This window comes from Streptomyces sp. GDS52 (assembly GCF_052246875.1).
Taxonomy (GTDB): domain Bacteria; phylum Actinomycetota; class Actinomycetes; order Streptomycetales; family Streptomycetaceae; genus Streptomyces; species Streptomyces cathayae.
Genome location: NZ_CM125966.1, coordinates 1,097,121 through 1,117,930, shown reverse-complemented (window position 1 = coordinate 1,117,930; position 20,810 = coordinate 1,097,121). Strand labels below are relative to the sequence as shown.

General features: G+C 73.2%; 3 protein-coding genes (1 of these 3 only partly in view). All 3 read right to left on the bottom strand.

What is annotated here, in order from left to right; translation table 11 throughout:
* Positions 1 to 22: 22 nt before the first annotated feature.
* Tightly spaced (each overlapping or abutting the next), the 3 genes in view from ACTWJ9_RS04935 to ACTWJ9_RS04925 form a layout consistent with a single transcriptional unit that may run on beyond the window.
* Positions 23 to 3,994: an amino acid adenylation domain-containing protein gene (locus ACTWJ9_RS04935; protein ID WP_279332944.1), complete on the bottom strand. Its 3,972-nt coding sequence runs from the start codon at positions 3,992 to 3,994 to the stop codon at positions 23 to 25.
* Entirely contained in the window at positions 3,991 to 18,384 is a 14,394-nt protein-coding gene (locus tag ACTWJ9_RS04930) for a non-ribosomal peptide synthase/polyketide synthase (protein ID WP_443295244.1), read from the bottom strand. Before ACTWJ9_RS04930 ends, ACTWJ9_RS04935 begins: the two co-directional genes overlap by 4 nt.
* Positions 18,381 to 20,810, bottom strand: the end of a protein-coding gene (locus ACTWJ9_RS04925; protein ID WP_443295243.1) for a non-ribosomal peptide synthase/polyketide synthase. It continues 19,179 nt past the right edge of the window; the window shows 2,430 of its 21,609 coding nt (coding positions 19,180–21,609); the start codon falls outside the window, past its right edge; the stop codon is at positions 18,381 to 18,383. The genes ACTWJ9_RS04930 and ACTWJ9_RS04925 overlap by 4 nt, the downstream gene beginning before the upstream one ends.

Sequence of the window (20,810 nt, the reverse complement as noted above, 5' to 3'; positions counted from 1 at the left end):
GGTACGGTGGTACCCCGGCGGTTCACCGGAGCTCACGCAACTGCGCTGCGAGGGCCCGGCCGATCTCGCCGATGGGCCCTGGCCGGGTCAGCTCGTTGTGCCCGCAGTCGACGACCTGGATGTCGACCCGCCCCTCCACGAAGGGCCGCCACGCCGTGGCCATCGCCTGCGGGGAGGCATGGTCCCGGCCTGCGACGGTCAGCATGACATCGCCACGGACGATGCCCAGTAGACCAGGGCTGTAGGCGTGGATGATGCTCCTCGACATGTTGGTGCCAACACGGGCGAGCGCGCCGATATGGCGCTTTTCCAGGCCGGCGAGAGCGCTGTCCCCGGCCTGCAGGACCTCCATCACCTGCTCGTACACCAGCGGCTCGGCCGGGTCGCGGTCCCCTGCCCGGCCGCTGAGGTCCAACAGCGTGGCCAGCACGTCCTGTTCGTCGTACTCGAGACCCTCGTGATCCTCGGCGGGGATGTCCGGGTCGGTGTCCAGCACGGCCAGCAGCCCGACCTGCTCGCCCGCCTCCTGGAGCCGGGTGGCGATCATGTGCGCGAGGATTCCGCCGAGGGACCAGCCCACCAGGTGGTAGGGACCGGACGGCTGGACGCCGCGTATCCGGTCGAGGTAGTCGTCGGCCATCTCCTGGATGGAGGAGGGCAGTTCCTCGTCGCGGGCGAGCCCTCGAGCCTGGATCGCGTAGATCGGGTGGTCGGCCGGGATGTGCCGCAGCAGGCCCGAGTAGCCCCACCCGATACCGGCTCCGGGGTGCAGGCAGAACACGCCCGGCTTCGAGCCGCCGGGCCGCAGGGGCAGCAGCACGTCGAACGGGTCGTGGTCGGAACCGGCGGTGAGCTCGGCGGCCAGCGCGGCCACGGTCGGGTTCTCCAGCAGGCTGCGCACCGAGAGCCGCACGCCGAACGCGGCCCGCGCCCGGCTGATCACCCGGGTCGCGAGCAGCGAGTGCCCGCCGAGATCGAAGAAGTTGTCGTCGACGCCGACCCTGGGCAGCGAGAGCACCTCGGCGAACAGACCGCAGAGCACCTCCTCCTCGGGGGTGCGGGGGGCACCGCTGCCCAGGGCCCCGGTGAACTCGGGGTCGGGCAGCGCCTTGCGGTCCAGCTTTCCGTTCGGCATCAGCGGAACCTCGTCCAGCCGCACGAACGCGGAGGGCACCATGTACTCGGGGAGCCTGTCGGCCAGACCGTCCCGCAGCGCGACCGGTTCCAGGCAGCCGGCCGGTCCGGCCGGGTCCGCCGCAACGACGTAGGCCACGATCATCCGGTCGCCCTCGGCGTTCTCCCGCACCACCGCCACCGCACGGCCGACACCGGGAAGCGCGGCGAGTGCCGACTCGATCTCGCCGAGTTCGATCCGGAAGCCGCGGACCTTCACCTGGTCGTCGGCGCGGCCGAGGTACTCCAGGGCGCCGTCGTCGGTCCAGCGCACCAGGTCCCCGGTGCGGTACATCCGCTCGCCGGGCCCGCCGTACGGGCAGGCGGTGAACCGTTCGGCCGTCAGTGCCGTACGGCCCAGGTAGCCACGGGCCAGACCGTCCCCGGCCACGTACAGCTCACCCGGTACGCCGACGGGTACGGGGCGCAGCGTGCCGCCCAGCACGTAGACCCTGGTGCCGCGGACCGGTCGGCCGATGGGCGGGGTGCCGGCCCCCGCGGCCAGGGGCCCGCTGAGGGTGGCCGCGACGGTGGCCTCGGTCGGCCCGTAGGCGTTGACCATGCGACGGCCCGGCGCCCAACGGTCCACGAGTTCGGCGCCGGTGGCATCGCCGCCGACGACCAGGGAGCGGAAGGCGGGCAGCCCTTCGACGGGCACGGTGGCGAGCGCCGCCGGCGGCACCAGGGCATGGGTCACCCGCTGCTCGCGCAACACCTCGGCGAGGGCCTCGTCGGCGAGCGGGCCGGGAGGTGGCACCACGAGCGCGGCCCCGGCCGGCAGCGCGGAGCACAGCTCCAGCACCGAGGCGTCGAAACTCGGCGAGGCGAACTGGAGCACCCGCGCCGTGCCGTCCACGGCGAACCCTTCGGCCACCGCGGCGGAGAAGGCCGCCAGCCCGGTGTGCTGCACCAGCACACCCTTGGGCCTGCCGGTGGAACCGGAGGTGTGGATGACGTACGCGGGATGACCGGGCAGCAGCGCGGCGGTGCGGTCGGAGTCGGTCAGGTCGTGGGCCGGCAGCGCGGCCAGTTCCCCGGTGACGGCCGGGTCGTCCAGCCGCAGCACCGGGAGTCCGGCCGGCGGCGTGCCCTGCGGCAGGGTGACACCGGAGGCGGTGACGGCGAGCACCGGCGCCGTGTCCTCGAGCATGAACGCGATGCGCTCGGCCGGGTAGGACGGGTCCACCGGCAGGTAGGCGGCCCCGGACTTGAGCACCGCGAGCTGCGCCACCACGATGTCCACCGACCGGGGCAGCAGCAGGGCGACGATCTTCTCCGGCCCGGCCCCGCGCGCGGCCAGCAGCCGGGCGAGCCGGTTGGCCCGCTCGTTCAGCTCGGCGTAACGGAGCAGGGCCCCCGGCGCGACGACGGCGTCGGCGTCCGGGGTGCTGCGGACCTGTTCCTCGAACAGTTCGGGGAAGGTCCGGGCCCGCGGCCCGTCGCCGCTGCGGCTCCATTCGTCGACCAGCCGCCGGTGCTCCTGCGGGGAGACGACGTCCAGTCGGCCGACGGCCTGCTCCGGGTCCTCGACCACGGCCCGCAGCAGTGCCTCCAGACGGCCGCCCATCAGCCGCACGGTCTCCTCGGAGAACAGGTCGGGCCGGTAGCTCAGCCGCAGGTGCAGCCGGGGGCCGGGAACGGCCGCGAGACTCATCGGGTAGTGGTTGGCGTCCTCGCCCACCAGCCCGGTGACCCGCAGCTCGTCCGGGTCACCCGGGTCCTCGGCCGCCAGCGCGGACGGGTCGACCGGGTAGTTCTCCGTCACGGTGAGGGTGTCGAACAGCTCGCCGACGCCCTCCTTCCAGCCGCCGAGTGACTGGACTTCGGTGAGGCTCAGCTGCTGGTGGCTCATGAGGCCGGACTGCTGCCTCTGCAGCCGGGCCAGGAGTCCGGCCAGCGATTCGGTGGGGTCGAGGGTGACCCGGACCGGCAGGGTGTTGATGAACAGTCCGATCATGTGCTCCACACCGGGCAGCTCCGGCGGGCGCCCGGAGACCGTACCGCCGAAGACGACGTCGTCCCGGCCGGTGAGGCGGCCCAGCAGCAGCCCCCACACGCCCTGCAGAACGGTGTTCAGCGTCAGACCGCTCCCGCGGGTCCGCGCCGCCAGCGCCGAGGTGAACTCCTCGGAGAGGTCCAGCGTGTGATGGCGCGGCCGGACCGGCCGGCGGGACGGGTCCGCGGGGGCCAGCAGGGTGGGCTCGCAGACGTCCCCGAGCACCTCGCGCCAGGCCTGCTCGCTCTGCGCCCGGTCCTGCTTGGCCACCCACGCCAGATAGTCGCGGTACGGCGTGACATGCGGCATACCGGACGCGTCGCCGTGCTGCCTGTACAGCGTGAAGAGCTCGCTGACCAGCAACGGTGTGGACCAGCCGTCCAGCAGGATGTGATGGTTGCTCACCACGAGCCGGTGCTCGCGCTCGCCGAGGCGTACCAGGGTGAAGCGCACCAGCGGCGGCCGGTTCAGGTCGAAGCGGCGCGCGCGGTCCTCGGCCAGCGTCTTCTCCAGCGCGGCGGGCCGCTCGTCCTGCGGCAGCCCGCCGAGGTCGACCTCCCGGTAGGGCGGCCGGACCCGGCTGCGGATCACCTGCACCGGGCGCTCCAGACCCTCGTGCCGGAAGCCGGCGCGCAGGCTGGTGTGCCGGGCGACGAGCGCGGCGACGGCGGCCGTCATCCGCTCGGTGTCCACCAGACCGGTCAGCTCCAGCACCAGCTGCACCGTGTAGACGTCCATCTCCTGCTCGTCGAGCAGTGCGTGGAACAGCAGCCCCTCCTGCAGCGGTGACAGCGGGAGCACGTCCTCGATCGCCGGCTTGGTCATCGGTTCCTCCAGTCGGTGCCGGCCTCGGCATCGTCGTGTGCGGTGTTCTGCTGGTTCTGCCGCGTCCCTCGGTCCCGGTGACCGTCGGACGCGTCGGGACCGTCGAAGTCGTCCTCGAGGTCGTCCTCGAAGGCCTCGTCGAGGTCGTCTCCGAGGCCGTCGATGTCGTGCTGGCTCAGTGACACCAGGGGCAGGTCGGAAGGCGTCCAGCCGCCGGCCTCGGGAGCGGCCGCGTGCTCGGCGAGCATGCGGAGCATGCGGAACCACCCTTCGGCCAGCCCGGCCACGTCCTCCTCGCCGAGGAGTTCCCCGGCCCAGGTCCAGGTGGCCACGAGCTGCGGGCCCCCGGGGCCGTCCTGGGTGAAGGCGTTGACCTCCAGCGGGTGCGCGAGCGGCATGGCGTCGTCGGAGCCGCCGCCGAGCCCGCCCGACTCGGGGGCCGGGCCCCAGTCCGCGGCCTCGGCCGCCTCGCCGCCCCCGCCGAGCCGGCCCAGGTAGTTGAACCCGATCTGCGGCGGGGCGAGTTCGGCCAGGACGGCCCGGGTGTTCGGGTTGAGGTAGCGCAGCAGCCCGTAGCCGAGCCCGTTGTCGGGCACCGCACGCAACTGCTCCTTGACCTGCTTGAGCACCCTGCCCGCGCCCGAGCCGGTGGCGGCGAGCCGCTCCCAGTCCTGGTGGCCGGTCTCCAGCCGTACCGGGTGGATCCCGGTGAACCAGCCGACCGTGCGCGACAGGTCGCAGGCGGCGTCGCCCGGTCCGGTCCGGCCATGGCCTTCGAGGTCCACCAGCACACCCCGGGTGCTGCGGCCCCGGCTCTCCTGCCACTCGGCCACGGCCAGCGCGAATCCGGTCAGCAGCACGTCGTTCACCCCGGCGTGGAACGCGGAGACGACGGAGGTCAGCAGCGGTTCGGTGTGCTCGCGGGCGAGGGACAGGGTGAGGGTGCGCGCGGTCGCCCGGGTGTCACGCGCCGGATCGAGCGGACGCTCGCCGAGCAGCGGTTCGGCGGCGGCCAGCATCGTCGTCCAGCGGCTCAGGTCACCGACGCGTGCGGGCTTGTGGGCCTCCTCGTTCAGCAGGCGGGCCCAGGTACGGAAGGACGTGGGCACCGGTTCGAGCACCGGCTTGCCACCACCGGCCAGGGCTTGGTACGCCGCGGCCAGATCGGGGGTGATGACCCGCCAGGAGACGCCGTCGACCACGAGGTGGTGGGCGATCAGCAGCAGCCGTCCCGGATGGTCCGGGCCGGCGTCGAACCAGACCGCCTGGACCATGACGCCGTTCTCGGGCGAGAGCCGGTCCCACGCCGCGGTGGCGTGCTCCTCCAGCGCTTCGGCGAGCGACTCGGCCCGTACCGGACCCGACGGCAGCGCCGCCCTGTACAACAGGTCGCCCGCGTCGACCGTGCCACGGTCCGGGACCTCCAGCGACCAACCGTCGGCGCCGTGCGTCAGCCGCGCCCGCAGCATGTCGTGGTGGTCCAGCAGCGTCTGCAGCGCGGCCGTCAGATGCCCGGCCGACGCACCCGCGGGGACCTGGAGCAGCGTCGACTGGTTGAAGCGGTCGACGGGGCCGCCGCGCTCCTCCAGCCAGCGGACGATCGGCGTCGCCCCCACGGTCCCGATCCCGGCGTCCGGGCCCTCGTCGGCCGTGCGGTCGACGACGGCGGCGACGGCGGCCAGCGCCTCGACCGTCTTGTGCTCGAAGATGTCGCGCGGGGTCAGGAGCAGTCCGGCCCTGCGGGCGCGGGCGACGAGCTGGATGGAGACGATGGAGTCGCCGCCCAGGTCGAAGAAGCCGTCGTCCACGCCGACGGCGGGCAGCCCGAGGACTTCGGCGAACAGACCGCAGAGCAGCTCCTCACGTTCGGTCCGCGCCGCGCGGCCTCCCGCCGCCGCGGCGAAGTCGGGGGCGGGCAGCGCCTTGCGGTCGAGCTTGCCGTTGGCGGTCAGCGGCAGGACGTCGAGCGTGACGAAGGCCGACGGCACCATGTACTCGGGGAGCTGCGTACGCAGGTGCTTGCGCAGGTCCTCCGCCTCCGGGGCTCCGCTCTCCGCCTGCGGGACGACGTACCCGACGAGCTTGCGGTCGCCCGGTCGGTCCTCCCGTACGACGACGGCGACCTGGCCGGTCTGCGGGTGCGAGGCGAGGCAGGCCTCGATCTCGCCGAGTTCGATGCGGAAGCCGCGGATCTTGACCTGCTGGTCGGCGCGGCCGAGGTACTCCAGGTCACTGTCCTTGGTGCGGCGTGCCAGGTCGCCGGTGCGGTACATGCGGGTGCCGGGCGGGCCGTACGGGTCGGCGACGAAGCGCTCGGCGGTCAGGGCATGGCGGCCGAGGTAGCCGTCGGCCAGGCCCGCGCCGGCCACGTACATCTCACCGACGACACCGGCGGGGACCGGAGCGAGGCGCGCGTCGAGGACGTGCACCCGCAGGTCGGGGATGGGCCGGCCGATGAGACTGCCCGGGGCGGACTTGGCGGTCAGCTGGTCCAGGGCGCGGTGGGTGACGTGGACGGTGGTCTCGGTGATGCCGTACATGTTGACCAGGCGGGGGGCGTCCTCGCGGTGGCGGCCGTACCACTCCTCCAGTCGCCACAGGTCGAGGGCCTCGCCGCCGAAGACGACGTAGCGCAGGGTCAACCGGGCGGCCAGGTCCGGGCGTTCACCCTCGGCCCGCATCAGCTGGTAGAAGGCGGAGGGGGTCTGGTTGAGGACGGTGACCTTCTGGTCGGCCAGCAGTTCCAGGAAGTCCTCCGGGGAGCGGGAGACCTCGAAGGGGACGACGACGAGGCGGCCGCCGTGCAGCAGGGGGCCCCAGATCTCCCAGACGGAGAAGTCGAAGGCGTAGCTGTGGAAGAGGGTCCACACGTCGTCGGGTCCGAAGCCGAACCAGTGGTCGGTCGCCGAGAACAGCCGCACCACGTTGCCGTGGGGGACGACGACGCCCTTGGGGCGGCCGGTGGAGCCGGAGGTGTAGATGACGTAGGCGGCGGAGCCGGGGCAGAGCAGGCCGCCGCGTTCGGTGTCGGTGAGGTCGTCGTCGGCCAGGTCGGTCAGGTCCGCCAGTACGTGCGGGTCGTCCAGGACGAGGAGGGCCGCGTCACCGCAGTCGACGCCCGACAGGTCCACGCCGGAGGTGGTGACGACGAGGGCGGGGGAGGAGTCGGCGACCATGTGGGCGAGGCGGTCGGCGGGGTAGTCGGGGTCCATGGGGACGTAGGCGGCGCCGGATTTGACCACGGCCAGCAGGGCGGTGACGAGTTCGACGGATCTGGGCAGGGCGAGGCCGACGAACCGGCCGGGTCCGGTGCCGGTGGCGACCAGCCGGCGTGCCAGCCGGTTCGCCGAGGCGTTCAGCTCGCGGTAGGAGACCGTTCGGTCGCCGCAGACCACGGCGGTGGCGTCCGGTGTGCCGGCGGCGCGGTCCTCGAACAGCTCCGCCAGCGACGGTCCGTCCGCACCGGCCCGGTCCACCACCGCACCGGCACCGGCGAGAGCGGCATCCCACTCGGCCACGTCCAGGACGTGCACGTCGCCGAGCGCCCGGTCGGGCTCCTCGGTCCACGTGGACAGCAGCCGCACGAAACGCTCGGCCAGGCTGTCGGCCGTGGACGCGTCGAAGAGGTCGACGGCGAACTCCAGAGCGCCCGTGATCCCTGCGGCCGAACCGTCGGGAGCCCGCTGCTCGGTGAGGCTCAGCGCCAGGTCGTACTTGGCGACGCTGTGCTCGACCGGGTGACCGCCGAACGTCAGCCCGGGCAGTTCCAGGCCGTCCGCGGCGGGGGTCTGGTTGTGGAAGGTCAGGTTGACCTGGAACAACGGGTGCCGGGCCGCCGAGCGCTCCGGGTTTATTACCTCCACGAGCCGCTCGAACGGAACGTCCTGGTGCGCGTAGGCAGCGAGGTCGGTGTCCCGGACCCGTGCCAGTAGCTCCCGGAAGGTTGGATTGCCGGAGGTGTCGGTGCGCAGCACCAGGGTGTTGACGAAGAAGCCGACGAGGTCGTCGAGGGCGCTGTCGGTCCGTCCGGCGACCGGCGTGCCGATCGGGACATCCGTGCCGGCCCCCATCTTGGTGAGCAGGGCGGCGGTGGCCGCCTGGAGGACCATGAACACGCTGGTACCGGTACGGCGTGCCAGCGTCGCGATCCGGGCGTGCAGCTCGGCATCGAGTTCCAGCGGGACCAGGCCGCCGCGGTGGGAGGAACGCTGGGGCCGCGGCCGGTCGGTCGGCAGCGCCAGCTCCTCGGGGAGATCCGCGAGAGCGGTACGCCAGTGCTCCAGCTGAGCCGAGACCTTGCTGTCCGGGTCGTCCTCGCTGCCCAGCACCTCCCGCTGCCACAGCGTGTAGTCCGCGTACTGCACCCGCAGGGGCTCCCAGTCGGGAGTCCGTGTCAGGCGGCGCGCCGCGTAGGCGGTGGACAGGTCCCTGGCCAGCGGCGCCAGCGAGGCGCCGTCGGCGGCGATGTGGTGCACCAGCAGGTGGAGCACATGCCGGTCGGGAGCGAGAGCGAAGAGGTCCGCCTTCAGCGGTACATCGGCCGTCAGGTCGAAGGCGTGGCCGGCCGCGGCGCTCAGCGCGCCGGGCAGTTCGGCTTCGGTGACCTCGGTGACCGGCAGTCCGAGACCGAGGGCGGCTGCCTCCAGCACCAGCTGGCGCGGGCGCCCGTCGGTGTCGGGGAAGACGGTCCGCAGGCTCTCGTGCCGGTCGACCACGTCGCGCAGCGCGGCGGCGAGAGCCTCCCGGTCCAGGTCGCCGCTCAGACTCAACGCCAGCGGGATGTTGTACGCGGCGCTGGGCCCGTCGAAGTGACCGAGGAACCACAGCCTGCGCTGGGCGAAGGAGAGCGGAACCTCCGCGGGGCGTTCGACCGCGCGCACCGGGGGACGTACCCCGGACTCCGAGCCGAGCTGCCGGACGAGCGCGGCCACGGTCGGGTGCTCGAAGACGCTGCGCACCGGCAGCTCCACGCCGAGCTCGTCCCGGATGCGGCTCGCGAGCCGGGTGGCCAGCAGGGAGTGGCCCCCGAGGTCGAAGAAGCCGTCGTCGACGCCGACGGCCTCCACTCCCAGCACCTCGGCGAACAGGTCGCAGAGCAGCGCTTCCTGGACGGTCCGGGGGGCCCGGCCCGCACCGGTGGCGGTGATGTCGGGTGCGGGGAGGGCGGTGCGGTCGAGCTTGCCGTGGACGGTCAGGGGGAGGGTGTCGAGGGGGACGATCGCGGCCGGGATCATGTGTTCCGGCAGCGATGTCCGCAGTGCTTCCCGCACCGTCGTCGGATCGGTCGTGTGGCTGTCGTCCGTGACGATGTAGGCGACGAGGCGGCGGTCGCCGGGGCGGTCCTCGCGGAGGGTGGCGGTGGCCTGGCGGATGCCGTCGAGGTGCCGGAGGGCGGTTTCGATTTCTCCGAGTTCGATGCGGTGGCCGCGGAGTTTGATCTGGTCGTCGGTGCGGCCGAGGTAGGTGAGTTCGCCGTCTGCGGTCCAGCGGGCCAGGTCGCCGGTGCGGTACATGCGCTCGCCCGGTGTTCCGTAGGGGCATGCGATGAAGCGTTCGGCGGTGAGTTCGGGTCGGTTCAGGTAGCCGCGGGCCAGGCCGGTGCCGGCTACGTAGAGTTCGCCGGTGACGCCGGGGGCGGTGGGGTGCAGGGACTCGTCCAGCACGTAGGTGCGGGTGTTGGTGATGGGGGTGCCGATGGGCACGCTGTCCGGTGGGGTGCCGGTCAGGGGGGTGCTCATGGTGGCGCAGACGGTGGTTTCGGTGGGGCCGTAGGCGTTGATCATGCGGCGGCCGGGTGCCCAGTCCGCGACGACCTGGGCGGGGACGGCTTCGCCGGCGACGACGAGGGTGGTCAGGGTGGGCAGGTCTGCCGGGTCCATCGCGGCCAGGGCGGCGGGGGGGATGGTGGCGTGGGTGACGTGGAGGTCGCGGACGGTGTCGGCGAGGTCGGGGCCGGGGCGCAGGTGGTCGGCGGTGGCGGTGATGAGGGTGCCGCCGGAGAGCCAGGTGGTGAAGACCTCGGAGACGGAGGCGTCGAAGCTGGGGGAGGCGAATTGCAGCAGGCGGCTGTGGGGGGTGAGGGCGAAGCGGTCGATCTGCGCGGAGGCGAGGTTGCCGACGCCGGTGTGGGAGACGACGACACCCTTGGGGCGGCCGGTGGAGCCGGAGGTGTAGATCACGTAGGCCGGGTGGGCCACGGTCAGCGGGGCCAGGCGGTCCGCGTCCGTGAGATCGGTGGCGGCGTTGTCGTGGAATGCGTGGTCGCCGAGCGGGAGATCTCCGATGTGCAGGATGGTGCGTGTGCCGGTGGTGGTGTGCGGGAGGCGGGACAGGTCGCGGGTGAGGACGAGGACGGGGTCGGCGTCGTCGAGGGTGTAGGCGATGCGGTCGGTGGGGTGGGCGGGGTCGATGGGCAGGAAGGCGGCGCCGGTCTTGAGGACGGCCAGCTCGGCGACGAGGAGTTCCACGGAGCGGGGCAGGACCAGGGCGACGATGCGTTCGGGTCCGGCGCCGTGGCCGATCAGGTGCCGGGCGAGGCGGTTGGCGCGCTGGTTGAGCCGGGCGTAGGTGAGGCTCTCGCCGTCCGCGGCGGCCAGGGCGGTGTGGGTGGGGGTGCGGGCGGCCTGGGCCTGGAACAGGTCCGGGAGGGTGCCGGTGAGGACCGGGGTGGTGGTGTCGTTCCAGGTGGTCAGGATGTCGGTGCGCTCGGCGGTGGACAGGACGTCCACGGTGCCGACCGGGGCGTCGGGGTCGGCCACGACCGCGCGGAGCACCCGCTCCAGCCGGCCGAGGAACGTCTCCACGGTGGTCCGGTCGAACAGGTCCAGGGTGAAGTCGACGAACCCGTCCAGTCCGGCCGGGGAACCGTCCCCGGCCGACCGCTCACCGAAGGTCAGGGAGAGGTCGAACTTGGCGGCGCCCGTGTCCGTGTCCTCGTTCCGTACGGTCAGACCGGGCAGCTCGAGGTCGCTGCCACCCGCGTTCTGCAGGGTGAGCATGACCTGGAAGAGGGGATGGCGGGCCAGGGAGCGCTCGGGGCTGACCAGGTCGACGAGGCGCTCGAAGGGGACGTCCTGGTGCGCGTAGGCCTCCAGGTCGGTCTCCCGGACCCGGTCCAGCAGCTCCCGGAACGTCGGGTCGCCGGAGGTGTCGGTGCGCAGTACCAGGGTGTTGACGAAGAAGCCGACGAGGTCGTCCAGCGCGCTGTCGGTGCGTCCGGCGACCGGGGTGCCCAGCGGCACGTCGGTGCCGGCGCCGAGCTTGCCCAGCCAGACGGCGACGGCGGCCTGCAGCACCATGAACAGGCTGGCGCCGGACTCCCGCGCCAGCGCGGCCAGTCCCGCGTGCACGTCCGCGTCCAGGGCGAAGGGGACCACGTCGCCGCGGTAGGAGAAGTGTGGCGGGCGCGGCCGGTCCGCCGGCAGGGACAGCTCCTCGGGCACACCGGCCAGTGTCTGGCGCCAGAACTCCAGCTGGCCGGAGACCACACTGTCCGGGTCGTCCTCGCTGCCGAGGACCTCCCGCTGCCACAGCGCGTAGTCCGCGTACTGCACCGGCAGCTCGTTCCAGGCCGGCGCCTCGCCGCGGCACCGTGCCGTGTAGGCGGCCGACAGGTCACGCGCCAACGGGCCCATGGACCATCCGTCGGCGGCGATGTGGTGCAGCACGAGCAGCAGCACGTGTTCCCGCTCGCCGAGCCGGAACAGCGTCGCCCGCAGCGGCAGGTCGGCCGAGAGGTCGAAGCCGCGCGCCGCGGTCGCGTCGAGCGCCGCCCGCAGCTCCTTCTCACGGACCTCGACGATGTCCAGCCGGGGCGCCGCCCCGTCCAGGACGAGCTGCACCGGGCTGCCGCCGACCTCTCGGAAGACGGTGCGCAGCGCCTCGTGGCGGCCGACCACGTCCCGCAGGGCCGCGGCCAGTGCGGCGGAGTCCACCGAGCCGGTGAGCCGCAGGGCGACCGGCAGGTTGTACGTGGCGGCCTCCGCGCCGTCCAGTCGGCTGAGGAACCACAGCCGCTGCTGCGCGTACGAAACGGGCAGGTGCTCGGGGCGCGGTCCGCGGGACAGGGCCCTGCGGGCCGGTCGTGCGTCGCCGAGCAGGAGGGCGAGCCCCGCCGGGGTGGGCGTCTCGAACAGGGCCCGGATGGGCAGTTCGACATCGGCCTCGGTACGGATCAGGCTGATCAGACGGGTGCCCAGCAGGGAGTGGCCGCCCAGCTCGAAGAAGCTGTCGTCGGCCCCGGCCGGGGCGTCGAGTCCGAGGATCTCCCCGAACAGCCGGCACAGCAGCGCCTCCTGCGCGGTCGCCGGAGCGCGGCCGGGCTCTCCGCTCTGTACCTCGGGCGCGGGCAGGGCCTTGCGGTCCAGCTTGCCGTTGGGGGTGAGCGGCAGGGCGTCGAGGGTGACGAAGGCCGACGGCACCATGTACTCGGGCAGCGCGGCCGTCAGGTGCCTGCGCAGCGCACCGGCGTCCGCCTCCGGGGCGGTGGTGGCGTCGGGGACGGTGTAGGCGACGAGCCGTCTGTCGCCGGGGCGGTCCTCGCGGACCAGGACGGCCGCCCGGGCGACGGCCGGGTGGGCGACCAGGACCGACTCGATCTCGCCGAGTTCGATGCGGAAGCCGCGCAGTTTGACCTGGTCGTCGGCGCGGCCCAGGTACTCCAGGGCTCCGTCGGAGCCCCAGCGGACCAGGTCGCCGGTGCGGTACATGCGGCTGCCCGCGTCGCCGTAGGGGCAGGCGGTGAACCGCTCGGCGGTCAGCGCCGCACGGCCCAGGTAGCCGCGGGCCAGCTGCTCGCCCGCGAGGTAGAGCTCTCCCGCCACCCCCGGGGCGACCGGCCGCAGCGCCGCGTCCAGCACGTACACCCGCGTGTTCCACACCGGGTGGCCGATCGGGACGGAGCGTGCCCCCTCGGAGGGCTCGCAGGTCCAGTGGGTGACGTCGACGGACGCCTCGGTCGGGCCGTAGAGGTTGTGCAGCTCGGCGTCGAACAGTTCGAAGAAGCGGGAGCGCTGGTCGCCGGTGAGGGCCTCGCCGCTGCAGATCACCCGACGAAGGGACTCCCCGCATCCGGCCGCGGCCGGCTCGGCGAGGAAGGCCTGGAGCATGGACGGCACGAAGTGCAGTGTGGTGATCCGTTCGGCGCGGATCAGCCCGGCCAGGTACACCGGGTCCCGGTGGCCCTCGGGACGGGCCAGAACCAGGGTGGCACCGGTGATCAGCGGCCAGAAGAACTCCCACACCGACACGTCGAAGCCGGACGGCGTCTTCTGGAGCACCCGGTCGTCGGCGCGCAACCCGTAGCGGTCCTGCATCCACAGCAGCCGGTTGACGATGCCCCGGTGCGGCACGGGCACGCCCTTGGGGCGGCCGGTGGAGCCGGAGGTGTAGATGACGTAGGCCGGGTTGTCGGGCCGGGCGGTGTCCGGCAGCGGTGAGGCGTCGAGCGACTCGAGTCCGGTGAGCAGTGCCGGGTCGTCCAGTGCCAGCCGGGGGACGGGGAGGTCCAGGTCCTCGGGGAGCGCGGCCGCCGCGACCGTGAGCAGCAGGGCGGGCTTCGCCTCGGTGAGCAGATACCCGATGCGGTCGCCCGGGTAGTCCGGGTCGACCGGCAGGTAGGCGGCGCCGGCCTTGAGGACGGCGAGCAACGCGACGACGAGCTCGGGGGAGCGCGGCACCGCCACGGCCACCGTCCCCTCCGGACCGACCCCCTCGGCCACGAGGCGGCGGGCGAGGCGGTTGGCGCGGGCATCGAGCTCGGCGTAGGTGAGGGTGGTGTCCTCGAAGACGAGGGCCGACGCGTCCGGGGTGCGGGCCGCCTGCTCGGCCAGGAGACCGTTCAGGGTGGTGGCGGGCACCTCGTGACCGGTGTCGTTGCGGCGTACGAGGAGTTCGTGCCGCTCGACGGGGCCGAGGACGTCGATCCGGCCGATGGCGCGGTCCGCGTCCGCGACCACGGCCTCCAGCAGCCGGACGAAGCGGGTGGTGATCTTCTCGACGGTGGTTCGGTCGAAGAGGTCGGTGCTGTACTCGACGATGCCGTCGAGTCCGTCGTGGCTGCCGTCGGCGCCGCGCCTCTCGCCCAGCTCCAGCGCGAGGTCGAAACGGGCCGAGTGGGTCTGCACCGCACGGGGTGCGACGCTCAGACCGGGGAGCTCCAGGGTGGCCCGTTCGGTGTTCTGCAGCGTGAGCATCACCTGGAACAGCGGGTGCCGGGCGAGGGAACGCCCCGGGTTGAGGACCTCCACGAGCCGGTCGAAGGAGACGTCCTGGTGGGCGTAGGCGGTGAGGTCCGTCTCGCGGACCCGGCTCAGCAGCTCCCGGAAGGTCGGGTTGCCGGAGGTGTCGGTGCGCAGTACCAGGTTGTTGACGAAGCAGCCGACGAGGTCGTCGAGGGCCTCGTCCGTGCGGCCCGCGACGGCGGTGCCGATGGGTATGTCCTCGCCGCAGCCGAGCCGGTCGAGCAGGGCCGCGAGGCCCGCCTGGAGGACCATGAAGAGGCTGCAGCGGCTGTCGCGGGACAGCTGGACGAGCCCCCGGTGCAGCTTCGGAGTGAGCGAGAAGGCGACGACGTCGCCCCGCAGGCTCGCCTGCGCGGGGCGCGGACGGTCCGTGGGCAGCGCCAGCTCCTCCGGCAGGCCGGCCAGGACCTGCTTCCAGTGGGCGATCTGACGTGCTCCGACGCTGTCCTGGTCGTCCTCGTCGCCGAAGAGATCGTGCTGCCAGAGGCTGTAGTCGGCGTACTGCACCGGCAGAGGCTCCCACGCGGTAGCCTCGCCGGCCCTGCGGGCGGCGTAGGCGGCCGACAGGTCGCGGGCGAGGGGCGCGAGCGACCACCCGTCGCCCGCGATGTGGTGCAACAGGAGCAGCAGGACGTGCCGCCGCTCGTCGAGGGCGAAGAGAGTGGCCCGCAGCGGGGTCTCGGCCGCCAGGTCGAACGGAAGGGACGCGGCCTCGGCGAGCCGGTCGTCGAGGTCGTCGTCGGTGGCGGCGACGGGAAGGAACGGAGCGGCCGGGGCCGGGGGCAGGACGACCTGGTGGGGACGGCCGTCGGCCTCGGCGAAGACGGTACGCAGGCTCTCGTGCCGGGCGACGACGTCGGCCAGCGCCTCACTCAGGGCGTGCCGGTCCAGGTCGCCGTCGAGCTGCAGCACGAGCGGGATGTTGTAGCCCGCACCGGTGGTGTCGAAGCGGCCGAGGAACCACAGGCGCCGCTGGGCGAAGGAGAGCGGGACCTCGGTCGGCCGCGGCCGGGACTCCAGGGCCGGCCGGCCGTCCGCGGACCGCTGGAGGAGGGCGGCGAGCCCGGCCGGGGTGGCCGACTCGAAGAGGCTGCGCAGCGGCAGCTCGGCGTCGAACGCCGACCGCACGCGGCTGACCAGGCGGGTGGCCTGCAGGGAGTGGCCGCCCAGGTCGAAGAAGCTGTCGTCCACCCCGACGGACGGGCGGCCGAGGATCTCGGCGAACAAGCCGCAGAGGATCTCCTCCTGCGGGGTGCGCGGGGCACGGCCCGCGCCCCCGGCGGTCTCCTCGGGCGCGGGCAGCGCCTTGCGGTCCAGCTTGCCGTTGGCGGTGAGCGGGAGTTCACGGAGCACGACGAAGGACGACGGCACCATGTACTCGGGGAGCGTGGCGGCCAGTTGCTCGCGCAGCGCCCGGGGCTCGACCGGCGGGCCCTGGACGTCGCGGGGGACGGTGTAGGCGACGAGCCGCTTGTCGCCGGGGCGGTCCTCGCGGACCAGGACGACGGACCGGCCGACTCCCTCGCAGGCTGTGAGCGCGGTCTCGATCTCGCCGAGTTCGATGCGGAAGCCGCGCAGTTTGACCTGGTCGTCGGCGCGGCCCAGGTACTCCAGCGTCCCGTCCTCGGCGGAGCGGACCAGGTCGCCGGTGCGGTACATGCGGCTGCCCGTGTTGCCGTAGGGGCAGGCGGTGAACCGTTCGGCGGTCAGTGCCGCACGGCCCAGGTAGCCGCGGGCCAGTTGCTCGCCGGCGAGGTAGAGCTCTCCCGCCACCCCCGGGGCGACCGGCCGCAGTGCCGCGTCCAGCACGAAGACGCTCGTACCGTCGATGGCCCGGCCGATGGGAGGCGCTGTGCCGGCACCGGCGACCAGTGGTTCGCTGAGGGTGGCGACGACGGTGGATTCGGTGGGTCCGTAGGCGTTGATCATGCGGCGGCCGGGGGCCCAGCGGTCGACCAGGGTGGCGTCGGTGGCGTCGCCGCCCACGAGCAGGGTGGTGAAGTCCGGCAGGTCCGTGGCCGGGACGGTGGCCAGGGCGGCCGGCGGGATCAGTGCGTGGGTGATGGCGTGCTGTGCGAGGACCCGGCCCAGGGCCTCGTCGGCCAGCGGGCCGGGCGGCGGGACCACCAGGGCGGCGCCCCAGGGCAGGCTCATGCACAGTTCGAGGACCGAGGCGTCGAAGCTGGGCGAGGAGAACTGCAGCACCCGGCTGTGCGGGGCGACGGCGCACCGCTGGGCCAGCATGGTGGCGAAGGCCGCCAGGCCCTGGTGGGAGACCACGACGCCCTTGGGGCGGCCGGTGGAGCCGGAGGTGTAGATGACGTAGGCCGGGTGGGCCACGGTCAGCGGTGCCGGCCGGTCGGTGTCCGCCGGGTCGGTGGCCGGTTCGGCGGCCAGGTCGAGGCGGTCCAGGAGCACGTGGCCGGCGGTCGTCGACCCGGGTATCCGGTCGGCCTCGTGGCCGGTGGTGATGACCAGGACGGGGTCGGCGTCGTCGAGCATGTAGGCGATGCGGTCGGCGGGGTAGTCCGGGTCGACCGGCAGGTAGGCGCCGCCGGCCTTCATCACCGCCAGCCGGGCGACGACGATGTCCACCGAGCGGGGCAGCAGCAGGGCGACGATCCGCTCGGGGCCCACGCCCCGGTCGATGAGGTGGTGGGCGAGCCGGTTGGCCCGCTCGTTCAGCTGCGCGTAGGACAGCGTGCCGTCATCGGAGACGACCGCCGGGGCGTGCGGGGTGCGGGCCACCTGCGCCTCGAACAACGCCGGGAACGACGCGGCGGGTGCCGCGGGCCGGGCACCCCGCCACGCCTGCAGCAGCTGCTCCCGTTCCGCACCGGTGAGTACGTCGAGACGGCCCAGGAGCTGCTCGGGAGCACCGGTGAAACTCTCCAGGATGTGCTGGAGCCGCCGGCCGATGAGCTCCGCCTGCTCGGCGGTGAACAGATCCGGGCGGTAGCCCAGACGCAGCCGCATCCGCTCGCCGGGGAGGATCGCCAGGCTGATCGGGTAGTGGTTGTCGTCGGTGGTGTGCACACCGGTGACGCGCAGGCCTTCGGCGGGTTGGGAGAAGCCGTCGGTGTCGACCGGGTAGCTCTCGAACGCGGTGATGGTGTCGAAGAGTTCACCGCCGCCGAGGAGGGACTGGATGTCGGAGAGGCCGTAGTGCTGGTGGTCCATCAGCTCCGACTGCTCGTCCTGCAGACGGCGCAGCAGGTCGGCGACGGGCTGTCCGGCGTCCAGGCGGACGCGGACCGGCAGGGTGTTGATGAAGAGGCCGACCATGTTCTCCATGCCGGCCATCTCCGGCGGGCGGCCGGAGACGGTGCTGCCGAACACCACGTCGTCCCGGCCGGTGAGACGGCCCAGCAGGACGCCCCAGGAGGCCTGCACCACGGTGTTGGCCGTGAGGTCGTGACGGCGGGCCAGGGACGCCACGGCCGCCGTCAGCTCCTCGGAGAGCTCGTGGTGGTGGTAGTGCGGGGGCTCGGTGGCGGCGGCCGGGGCGGCCGGCGCCAGCAGGGTGGGCTCCTCGACCCCGGCAAGGGCCCGGCCCCACGCCTTCGCCGCCTCGTCGCGGTTCTGGGCGGCGGCCCAGGCGAGGTAGTCGCGGTACGGCGTGACCCGCGGCAGCCCGGTGTCGTCGCCGCCCTGCGCGTACAGGACGAACAGCTCCCGCAGCATGATCGCCATCGACCAGCCGTCGAGCAGGATGTGGTGGTTCGCCAGTACGAAACGGAACCGCCCGCCCGAGAGCCGTACGAGGCTGAAGCGCACCAGCGGTGGCGCGGTCAGGTCGAAGTGCCGGGCGCGGTCGGCGAGCATGAGCGCCTCGAGGCGCTCCGGCTCGTCCTCGGCCGCCACATCCGTCAGATCGATCTCCTGCCAGGGGAGTTCCACCTCGCGGGGGATGATCTGCACGGGCTTGTCGAGACCCTCGTGCACGAAACCGGCGCGCAGGTTCGCGTGCCGCCGCAGCAGGGCGGCAGCGGCCGTCTTCAGAGCCGCCACGTCCAGGGCGCCTTCGAAGTCGAAGGCGATCTGACCGCCGTACACGTCGAGCTCCTGCTCGTCGAGCAGGGCGTGGTACAGCATGCCCTCCTGCATCGGCGACAGGGGGAGGACGTCCTCAAGTCCCGCACCATTCATGACGACTTCCTCCACTTGCTTTCCAGAAGATCGAGTTGTGCCTGAGACAGGTTCACCAACGGCATGTCCGACGGCGAGTGGCCGCCCGACTCCGGCGCGGTGGCGTGCCGGGCCAGCGCGTCGAGGGCGTCGAACCAGTTGTCCGCCAGCTCCCGCATGTCCCGCTCGGGGAACAGCCCGTCGGGCCAGGTCCAGGTGACGCTCAGTTCGGGACCCTCGGGAAGGTCCCTCACGAGGGCGTTGATGTCGATGGCGTGTGCCAGTCGGGTGTCCGGATCGCCGGCGGCGGCCCCGGTCAGGGCGGTCGACTCCGGTGCCACGGCCCAGTCCTGGCCCTCGGCGCCCGGAGCACCGATGCGCCCGAGATAGTTGAAACCGATCTGGGGGTCCGGGTACGCGGCCAGCAAGGGGGCCGTGGCCGGGTTGAGGTGGCGCAGCATGCCGTGACCGATGCCGTTGTCCGGCACGGCCCGCAGCTGCTCCTTGACCCGCTTCACGGCGCGTCCCAGTGCCGCGCCGCCGGCCCTCACCTCGTCCCGGTCGAGCTGCCCGGGGTCGAGCCGTACCGGGTACACGGTCGTGAACCACCCGACCGTACGGGACAGGTCGACGTCCCCGACCACGTCCTCGCGGCCATGGCCCTCCAGGTCGACGAGGACGGCTCCGTCCTCACCGAGGCCCCGGCGGTGACGCCACTGGGCCACGGCCAGAGCGAGCCCGGTGAGCAGTACGTCGTTGATCCCTCCGTGGAACGCGGCCGGGACGTCGGCGAGCAGCGGCTCGGTGCGGTCGGCCGGCAGGCTCAGGGTGAGCGAGCGCGCTCCGGCCGCGGTGTCGGACTCCGCGAGCGGACGTCCGCCGAGAGGTGCCTCCTCCTCGGACAGCATCTCCAGCCACAGCTCCACCTCGTCCTCCCGCTCGGCGGCGGCCTCGGTCAGGCGCTGCGCCCAGCGGCGGAAGGAGGTTCCGTTCGGTGCCGGGCGCGGCTGTCCGCCGTCGGCGGCGGTCTGCCAGGCCGCGGCGAGGTCCGGGAGCAGGATCCGCCAGGACACTCCGTCGACGACCAGGTGGTGGGCGGTGATCAGCAGCCTGCCGGGGGCCGACGGCCCGGCGTCGAACCAGACCACCCGGAGCATCCGTCCGGTGGCCGTGTCGAGTCCGCGCCAGGCGGCCTCCGCCTCGGCGGCGATCAGCGCCTCCAGGTCCGTACCGGTGAAGCCGCCCGTGGGGACACGGACGACGGCCTCGGTGGCCGGGACGCTGCCGCGGGCGGGTATCTCCAGCGACCAGGGCGTGTCGCCCGCGCCGCGGGTCACGGTCATGCGCAGCGCGTCGTGGTGGTCCAGCACGGCCTGGACGGCCGTGGTCAGGTGCTCCAGGCCCAGTCCGGCCGGCACCTGCACCAGCATCGACTGGACGAAGCCCTCGGTGGCCCCACCGTGCTCCTGGAGCCAGCGGATGACGGGGGTGGCCGGCAGGGCGCCGACACCGGCGTCCGGGTCCTCGGCGGGAGTGTCCTGTGCCTGGCGGACCACGGGCGCCAGGGCGGCGACGGTCCGGTGGGTGAAGACGTCCTTCGGGGAGAACACCAGGCCGGCGGCGCGGGCGCGGGCGACGAGCTGGATGGAGACGATGGAGTCCCCGCCCAGGTCGAAGAAGCTGCTGTCGACACCGACGTCGGGCAGTGCGAGGACTTCGGCGAAGAGCGCGCACAGCGCCCGCTCGACCGGGTCGCCCGCCGCCCGGCCGCCCGTCGCCCGGACCGAGAAGTCCGGTGCGGGCAGCGCCTTGCGGTCGAGCTTGCCGTTGGCCGTCAGGGGCAGAGCGTCCAGCAGGACGACGGCCGCGGGGACCATGTACTCGGGCAGGGTCCGCCCCACCCGTTCCCTCAGCACCGCGGGCTCCGGGGCGGCGCCGGCGGCCGGGACCGCGTAACCGACCAGCCGGCGGACGCCGGGGGTGTCCTCACGGACCACGACGGCGGCCGCGGCCACGTCGGGACCGGCGGTCAGCGCGGACTCGATCTCGCCGAGCTCGATGCGGAAACCGCGGACCTTGACCTGGTCGTCCGTCCGGCCCCGGTACTCCAGCAGCCCGTCCGCCGTGGCCCGCACCAGGTCGCCGGTGCGGTACAGGCGGGAGCCGGGCTCCCCGAAGGGGTTGGCCACGAAGCTGCCGGCCGTCAGGTCCGGGCGGCCCAGATAACCGCGGGCCAGCTGGTCGCCCGCGAGGTACAGCTCACCGGTCACCCCCGGCGGGACGGGCCGCAGGTGTCCGTCGAGAACGTGCAGCCGGGTGTTGCGCACGGGCCGGCCCACCAGGGGCTTCTCGCTCTCCGACAGGGCCAGGAAGACGCTGTCGATGGTGGCCTCGGTCGGGCCGTAGAAGTTGTACGCGGTGGTGTGCGGGGCGGCGCGCAGACGCGA